Origin of the sequence: Amycolatopsis sp. A133, from assembly GCF_031082405.1 — a bacterium.
In the GTDB taxonomy this organism is placed as follows: domain Bacteria; phylum Actinomycetota; class Actinomycetes; order Mycobacteriales; family Pseudonocardiaceae; genus Amycolatopsis.
In genome coordinates this window covers 25,162-32,551 of sequence record NZ_JAVHJU010000026.1, presented here as the reverse complement: position 1 = coordinate 32,551, position 7,390 = coordinate 25,162, and the positions used below count along the sequence as shown (strand labels likewise).

Sequence of the window (7,390 nt, the reverse complement as noted above, 5' to 3'; positions counted from 1 at the left end):
TGGGCACCGCAACATCCTCCCAGCTCACCATCACGGCAAGCCAACTCAGATGTCACCTACTGGTGCAGCAGACCCGGGCGGCAGGTTCGGGAAGTGACTGTTCCGAAGTGTTGACCACGGGGTTCAAGTCAGCCGCGCTGGAGTCAGGAGCCGCCCCCGAATGTCCTCCCGGGCCTGCCGCTGCGCGCTCGGCGTCGCGGGCCATCCGGCGGTAGACGACGTCGGACAGGCGGCGTTTCAGACACCGCATCGCTTCCATACTGGTCTTGCCCTCAGCCAACCTCCGCCGGTAGTAGACGCGACCGGGGGTGTCGTGACGGAGCTGGACAATGGCCATCACGTGCAGCACCCGGTTGATCCGGCGGTTTCCCGCCCGCGACAGCCGATGCCGGCGACGATCACCAGAGGACGCCTCCAACGGCGCCGTGCCGTTCCAGGACGCGAACCGACCCTTGTCAACGAACCGGCCGATATCACCGATGTCGCCGAGCAGGCGAGCGGCGCTGGACGGGCCGATCCCGAACAGCTCCAGCAGCGTGCTGCCGGTGGACGCGACCAGCTCACGTAGTTCGGTGTCTGCGGTCTTGATCCGCTTGTCGATGCGGTCCAGCTCGGCGACCAGGTCCGCGGCCAGCCGCCGACGGGTCCTGCCCACGACATCATGCGGCCGCACCGACACCAGCAGCGCGCGGGCCTGGGTGGCGGACAGGAACTTCTTCGCCCCGTCGGGCAGCAGCTCTAGCAGCAGGCGATGCAACCGGTTGACGACCTGGGTGCGAGCGTGACCCAGTTCGTCCCGATGATCCACCAGCAAACGCAGTGCCACGGTCGAGTCATCGACCTGAACCTGCCGCAAACCCTTTGTGCGCAACGCAACCACCGCGACCGAGTGCGCGTCGACCGGGTCGGTCTTACGGCCCTGGCCCGTGGCGAACACCCGCACCCGCGCCGAGAGTTTCGCCGGCACATCGACCACGGTCTCACCGTCGGCGACCAAGCGCTGCGCGAGGTGGCGGCCGATACCCTGACAGCCCTTGACCGCCCACAGCCGTTGCGGATGCCGACGACCAGCGGCCAGCATGCGGCGATAGCCGTCCTGATCGGTGCCGAACCGCCCGGTGTGCAGCACATGCTCACGCTCGTCGATGATCTCGATGGTGGCGGACCGCTTGTGGGGATCCACGCCGATGATCATTGGTGTCACGCTGTTCTCCTCGCCGTACCTGGGTTGGTATCAGGCGAGGTGGGCAGCGCTACTTCGAGCTGAGCAGACCCCTCTTGAGCCACACGCCGCCACGATGTTCGACGGGAGGCACGCCATGTGAGAGCCACACCCCGAAAAGCGTGGTGGGCAGCCGATGAGAGAGCCACCCGTCGAACACCTCGACCAAGCCTGGCCCGGCTTCAGTCGTACCGCCATTCAACAAGTAGCCGACGAGCGGACGTGGCGAAAACGCAGGCACTTCCCGCCGGGGCGTGAGTTCCCACCTCCGTCCGGCTCGAACGGCTGCCATCCCCCGGGCAGTACGCGCCCTTACCGGGTAGATGAGCCTTGGGCGGGCACGCTGCGATGGTAGTTCGCAGGCGCGGGCCATGGCGACAGAGGTTCGATCCCAGGGATCCGCAGGATGCGCACCCCAATCACGCGGCTTGCAAGCTCCCGACGATGAGCGAGCGGCGCTTGTGGTGGCCGGTCGGTCGTGGCTGCGTCAATCAAGTCTCTCGCCCCGCAGCGCACTGCTGATGTTCCTATCGACGCTCTCGAACGCGTCCGCAGCGTTAGCGAGGATGCTCGCCATCTTGTCGAGGCTTTCGATCAACTCGCGCTGACGCGTATTGATATTCTGAGCCAGCCCCCGGAACGAGGACGACGCAGCGCCGGCCCATTCGTTAAGCATCGGCTCCGTCTGACTGGCCAGGTTGTAGAACTGCGCTCGTAGCGTGTCAGCTTGCGCCTCGTAGGCCCTACTTAGGGCACGTAGCTGATCTGGTTGAACGTTAAACCCGGCCATGCGAACTCCTCGGAAGCGCGAAGCGATCTCCATAGTTCATCGCGTAGTTGAGAGCGATGGCCCGCCTGAAGTCGGCGAGTGCCCCTCGGGGGCGTCGGTCCGCGAACATCGTCATCAGTCCATCCATGTCCTCGCGAACGTCGTCATGCAGTTCCCTACGCTTTAAAGCATCCATGACTCGTTCGTCGTCCGGCTCGAGACGCCGCGGGTTCGCCGAGACAAGCTCCGTGGCCTCACGCACTAAGCCGGGCGAGGCGAACATCGGCAATGGCTCCGCCGGTGTTGGCCCACTAGGTGCAGCAAACGTCAACTCCAGCATGAACCGCTCGAGGAGGCGTTGCCGGTCCGCTGGCGTCCTCGCCGCACCAGACGGATCGAGTGTGACGGTTGTTAGGCCCACTGCCCGGTCAAGGGCTTCCAACACGGGGTCCACACGCAGGCGGATGATAAACGACGCCGGTCGCTCATCGAGGGGCACATCCCGCATGAGCTTCATCAGCTTGAACCAGATCGCCCGCACGTTGATGTCGCCGAAGCCGTACCCGATGAACAGCAGACTGCGGCCGAGGATATCGCCGCGGAACTTGAGGTCGAGCGGACTCTCAAGGTCCAATCGCGAGTGGAACGACGACTCAGTGAGCACCAGAGTGTCGTCGTATCGAAGGTCGCCATGGAATTTGACGACCTCCACGGTGTCTCGCCGCGCGAGTGCAAGGTCTCGTGCGTTGCAGATCGTGTTCACCGACAGGCCGAGCCGTCGGTGTGTCTCTTCAATGAGCTCGTCGAAGTTGGTCGTGTAAATGACCGGCAGGTGGAGGTTCGCTAGGTCGACGTGAGCCGAAGAGAAGAAGCTCGCGGGGGTCCTCAGCACTGAAGACATCTGGTGTCGGATCGGACCGATGTTCCCGCCGCTGCGAACTAGCAAGTATTCGGCGATTCGGAGTGGATCGTGGGAGCATGACTTCACCACCGCATCGAAGTCATCCGTCGGCACAACGTCGGCGCAGACATGCCGCAGGAGCTCGATCCAGCCTGGAAAGCCAGCCACGAAGGAGAAGCCCGCACCGACGAACGGTACTACCCGCCTATCGCGAACCAGGTCGAGCAGCTGCTCTGGTACGCCGGTCATGTCGCGACGCCATCATTGCTACGGAGTGCGACACTCGGCGGGGCAATGAGTTGCATTAATTCGTCGACCGCGATTGCAATTCGATCTTGTTCTGCTGTGAAATCAGTCTTTGCTGGCTCGACCATTGTCACCAAGCCCCTTCCGAGCAGGCACGTCCGCAGCGCCCGCTGCACCTCCATGACGTTCACCTTTCGCCCGATTCGTACCAGCTTGAGCTAGCCCACACGCGACCCCGCGGCTGCCAGCGAGCCTAGCGCCGAGACTGCGGTCGCGATCTTGTTCGCGTCGTCCCAACGGGCCACGGCAAACCACCCGCTGAGCCGGCGACAACGAAGAGTGGTCATGACGAGAGCCACACGTCCTGCGTCCCCACCATCACCATCGCGCACCGACCGACTGCGTAACAGACCGCCCCACAGCGCCACCATGCACGAATCGTTCCATGTGGCGGGGGAGCGGCCCTAGGGTGTCCGGCCAGCTCGCCGTCCTAAGGTAACTCTCGCCCGCACTCACCTCGACGAACTCGGCCACCGCGTACCTCCACTCCCATGCTCGGACCGGTCTACCGCGACGTTGGCGTCGGTGTGGTGTTCTAGTCGCGCCGTGTCCCATCACCGTTACGTGTCCAGTCGCTGTGCGTGACGGCGCTCTTATACCGCGTTTAGTGACAACTGTAGCAACAGGTGAGCCTTGGGGGATCGTTCTTCTCTTGGTGCGCCGACCGCGACATCGGTCCGCTGATGATCCGGAAGGCACAAGCCGAGCGATAGGTACGGTAGATGCAGGAGATTCGCCGGTTCAAGCCCTCGATTGCTTTAGCGGGGCGTCGCCGCGGTGAGCGACGACGGTCACATCGTCACGGATTCCTCGGAGGTAGGATTTATGTACTACGAAGCATTTTACGCGAGGCTAGCCTCACACGTCAGATGTCAGCCAAACCTCGGGCAGACCCTTGTTCTTTAATTCGACGAAGGGTGGAGATTGCGAAGTGCGTCCCGGCTGCCACTTCTGACTCTAGTTCTCGCGTCGAATTTTTGCTCGCCAGCAGCTCAACTAACAGCTTGGCGGCATCCCAGGTGCCGTTGTCGGCGAGGGCGCGGAGTTCGTCGAGGTCGCCTTGGTCGGCAAGTAGCCTCGCCAGCAGAGTGCTAGCGTGCTTGCTGCCATTGCCAGCCAGGGTGCGTAACTCTTCACTCTTACCTTGTTTGGCCATCTGATCGGCCAGCCGGTCCATGGCACTCAGGTTGCCGCTGTCGGCGAGGGCGCGCAGTTCGTCGAGCTTGCCATGGTCGGCAAGCACCTTGGTGATCACGCCACCGGCGAGCCAACCTCTGTTGTTGGCCAAGTCGAGCAGATCGTCGAGCTTGCTTTGCTTAATCAGTAATTCGGCCAGCAGGTCCGTGGCGTACCGATTGCCAGCGTCGGAGAGGGCGCGGAGTTCGTCGAGGTTGCCTTGGCTGGCGAACAAGGTTGCCAGCCAGTGGCGGGCGTACTCATGGTCGCTATCGGCTAGAATCCTTAACTCCTCGGGTCGGTCGTGCTTGGCCAGGAAGTAGGCGAGCAGATCAATGGTGAATTGATCACTACTAGCAATAAAAGCGCGCAGCTCCTCTGGTCTGCCTTGCGCCGCGAGTCGCTCGGTAAACCAGCTGGCGGCACTAGGATTTCCGTTACTGGCAAGGGTGTGCAGATCCACGAGGCGATCTTGCTCGGCCAATAGGTCCACTAGACGATCGGCCGCGTACTTGTAGCCGCTGTCGGCGAGAGAACGCAGCTCATCGCGGTTGCCGCGCTCGGTCAGCAGGTCCGCTAGTCGGCGAGCGGCGAGTCTATTTCCATTTTCTGCGAGAACTTGCAAATCGGCCAGCTGACGCTGTTTCGCAAGTGGCTCGACTAGCCGGTCGACCATGTACTCGGCGCGCCCGCTAGTGAGAACTCGAAGATCCTCCAGTCGGCCTTGTTCTTCCAACAGGTCGACTATCCAGAGGATAGCCTGAGTGTTGCCGCTGTCGGCGAACGTGCGGAGTTTGCTGAGCTCCCCTTGCTCGGCCTGCAAGTCGATCAACCAAGCCGTGGCACGCTGATTGCCGTTGTCGGCCAACGTATGCAGCTCGTCCAGTCGATCTTGACCGGTCAGCGCATATGCCAATCGGTCGATGGCGCGCGGGTTGCCGCTGCCGGCGAGGGTGCGCAACTCGTCGTGGTTGCCTTGTTCGGCCAGAAGGTCGGCCAAGCAGTTGGCGGCGTGCCTGCTCCCATTCTCGGCGAGGGTGCGTAGCTCATCCGGCTGGTTGCGGCGCACAAGCAGGTTAACCAAACTCCACGCCGCATATTCATTGCCGTCGTTGGCGAAGGCGCGGAGCCCGTCGAGGTCGCCCTGCTCGACCAGGAGTTTCGCCAGATCGATAGCGGCGTGTCCGCTCCCGTTATCGGCGAGGATGCGTAGCTCGCGCAGCCGACCCTGCGCCCTGAGCAGGTCGACCAGCACGTCTGTGGCCCTCCGGTCGCCGCTGTCGGAGAGAGCGCGTAGCTCGTCCAACCGCCCATATCTCCCGAGCAGGTTGACCACCTGAACGGCATCCGACCAGCTGCCATTGTCAGCTCGCTGCCGGTGCAGGGTGAGCGCTTCGCGTTCGCGACCACGGCGTTCGGCGCTACTGGCAAGTCGGGTGGTGTCGTCAGGGTGATGGTGATGGGTCAGGGCGTGCCAAGCCGTGTCGGGGAGGTGTTCAGTTCGGCGAGCCTTAAGGGCGTGCTGGTGGAGGTAGTCGGCGATCCGGTAGCCGTCGATGGTTCCCATGTCGGTGCCGATGGGTGTGAGGGCGGCCGTGGCGCCGTGCAGCGGTCTGGTGGCGTACTCCAGGGCGTCGTCGAGCCAATCTGGAGGCGCGGTGGCTATCTGTCGTGGCCTGAGATATCCGGGGGCGGCGTCGTGGAGGTAGCTGCGGGTAGTGGGTGTGTGGGCGCCGACGCGGCGAGCGTCCAGCGCGGCGGTGATGATGGCCTTGGCGTAAGCGGGCGCTTGGTCCCAGTGGCGGACCAGTTCCGGTCCGGCGGCCATGACCTGGGTGAAGCCAGCGTCGGGGGTGTCGAGTGCGACGCGGATCCGGTGGTCGGTGCTGGCGAGGTCTTCTGCGCGGCGGCGTTCGGCGGCGCTAAATTCCTGGGCGACGGTCAAAATATCGGCGAGGTCGAGCAGCCGCCTGTCGTTGGCGAACGGGTCCGGGCGGTCCTCGTTGGGCAGGACCGTGCGTTTGGCGTGCTCGGCGGGCCAGCAGGTGGCGACTAGCATTGCCCCGGCGGCGATCAGGTCGCGGATCTGTCCGGCCGGCACGCCGGCGGGGTGGTCGAGGTAGTTCTGCAGCTCGTCCAGCCACACCACCATCCGATCACCCGGACGCGCTGAAAACGCCCGCAGCGCGTCGGCGTCGCGGGGGTGCAGCAGCCACCAGTCCGGCACCACCGTCCGCACCGCCTCGAACAGCGCGCGGGTCTTGCCGACCGAAGAGTCCCCGACCAGCAGCACGAACCCGCCCCGGTACGCGGCCAGGGTGAGTTTCGTGCGCAGGTCGGTGTCCAGGTCCCGAGGCACATAAACCGGCAGATCCTCCTCAACCGCCGCGGATCGCCCGGCCACAGCCAGCCCGGCGTCCCGGATCGCGGCGTGCACACCCAGCATCCGCGGTCGCGCGTCACGGATCCTCACCGAGCCCGGTGGGCGCTGCTGGTGCCGGGTGGCCACCCGCTCCAGCGCTTGCAGCCACGGCTGCTGTGCCTCACCGTCGTCGATGCCGCAGGCCGCCAGAAACGTCACCACCGTCACGGGCTCGGGCACTGACTTGGCGTTGAGCAGGTCACTGACCGTGGACCGCGGAAGCATCGGCCGACGCCCGCCCCGCGGCGGCAGTTCCGCGGCCGCCCTCTTCAGGTCCTGCAAAGACAGGGACCGTTCGCGACGTACGTGGCTGAGGGCGTCGGCTAGCTGGGACAGGGTGCTGATCTCCGCCGGATCCATGCCACCCTCCCCGGTCCGTCTCCCTGCTGCGGTGTTCGACGACTGGCGGCCGGACACTGCCGGACACCGTACTCCCACCGCCTGTGACAAGGCACAGTTCCCGCCTGGCCTGCTGCGGCGGGGGTGGGGCGCGCAGTAGTGGTGTCCGGGTGGGTACGGAGCACGTGCCGGACAGCGTTCCCGGCTGGTCGACTGCGCTCGGCAAGCCCTGATCAGATTGGGCCCCTTCAACCC

At 64.6% G+C, this 7,390-nt stretch carries 4 protein-coding genes; all 4 read right to left on the bottom strand.

The genetic code is table 11. The annotated features are described in order from the left end of the window. Positions 1 to 52: 52 nt before the first annotated feature. Complete coding sequence (locus Q5425_RS21190; RefSeq protein ID WP_308674004.1) at positions 53 to 1,195, bottom strand: IS110 family transposase; 1,143 nt, start codon at positions 1,193 to 1,195, stop codon at positions 53 to 55. Positions 1,196 to 1,709: 514 nt separating this feature from the next. Further along, positions 1,710 to 2,012, bottom strand: a complete 303-nt coding sequence (locus Q5425_RS21185) for a WXG100 family type VII secretion target (protein WP_308674003.1) — start codon at positions 2,010 to 2,012, stop codon at positions 1,710 to 1,712. Beyond that, the gene (locus Q5425_RS21180) at positions 1,999 to 3,141 is read right to left on the bottom strand and encodes an SIR2 family protein (protein WP_308674002.1); all 1,143 of its coding nucleotides are present in this window, start codon (positions 3,139 to 3,141) and stop codon (positions 1,999 to 2,001) included. Before Q5425_RS21180 ends, Q5425_RS21185 begins: the two co-directional genes overlap by 14 nt. A 922-nt stretch (positions 3,142 to 4,063) precedes the next feature. Next, positions 4,064 to 7,156: a hypothetical protein gene (locus Q5425_RS21175; RefSeq protein WP_308674001.1), complete on the bottom strand. Its 3,093-nt coding sequence runs from the start codon at positions 7,154 to 7,156 to the stop codon at positions 4,064 to 4,066. Positions 7,157 to 7,390 lie beyond the last annotated feature (234 nt).

Bases quoted from the DNA above. Each gene is read 5' to 3' on its own strand.
- Q5425_RS21190 (WP_308674004.1), bottom strand. From the start codon at position 1,195: ATGATCATCGGCGTGGATCCCCACAAGCGGTCCGCCACCATCGAGATC.
- Q5425_RS21185 (WP_308674003.1), bottom strand. From the start codon at position 2,012: ATGGCCGGGTTTAACGTTCAACCAGATCAGCTACGTGCCCTAAGTAGG.
- Q5425_RS21180 (WP_308674002.1), bottom strand. From the start codon at position 3,141: ATGACCGGCGTACCAGAGCAGCTGCTCGACCTGGTTCGCGATAGGCGG.
- Q5425_RS21175 (WP_308674001.1), bottom strand. From the start codon at position 7,156: ATGGATCCGGCGGAGATCAGCACCCTGTCCCAGCTAGCCGACGCCCTC.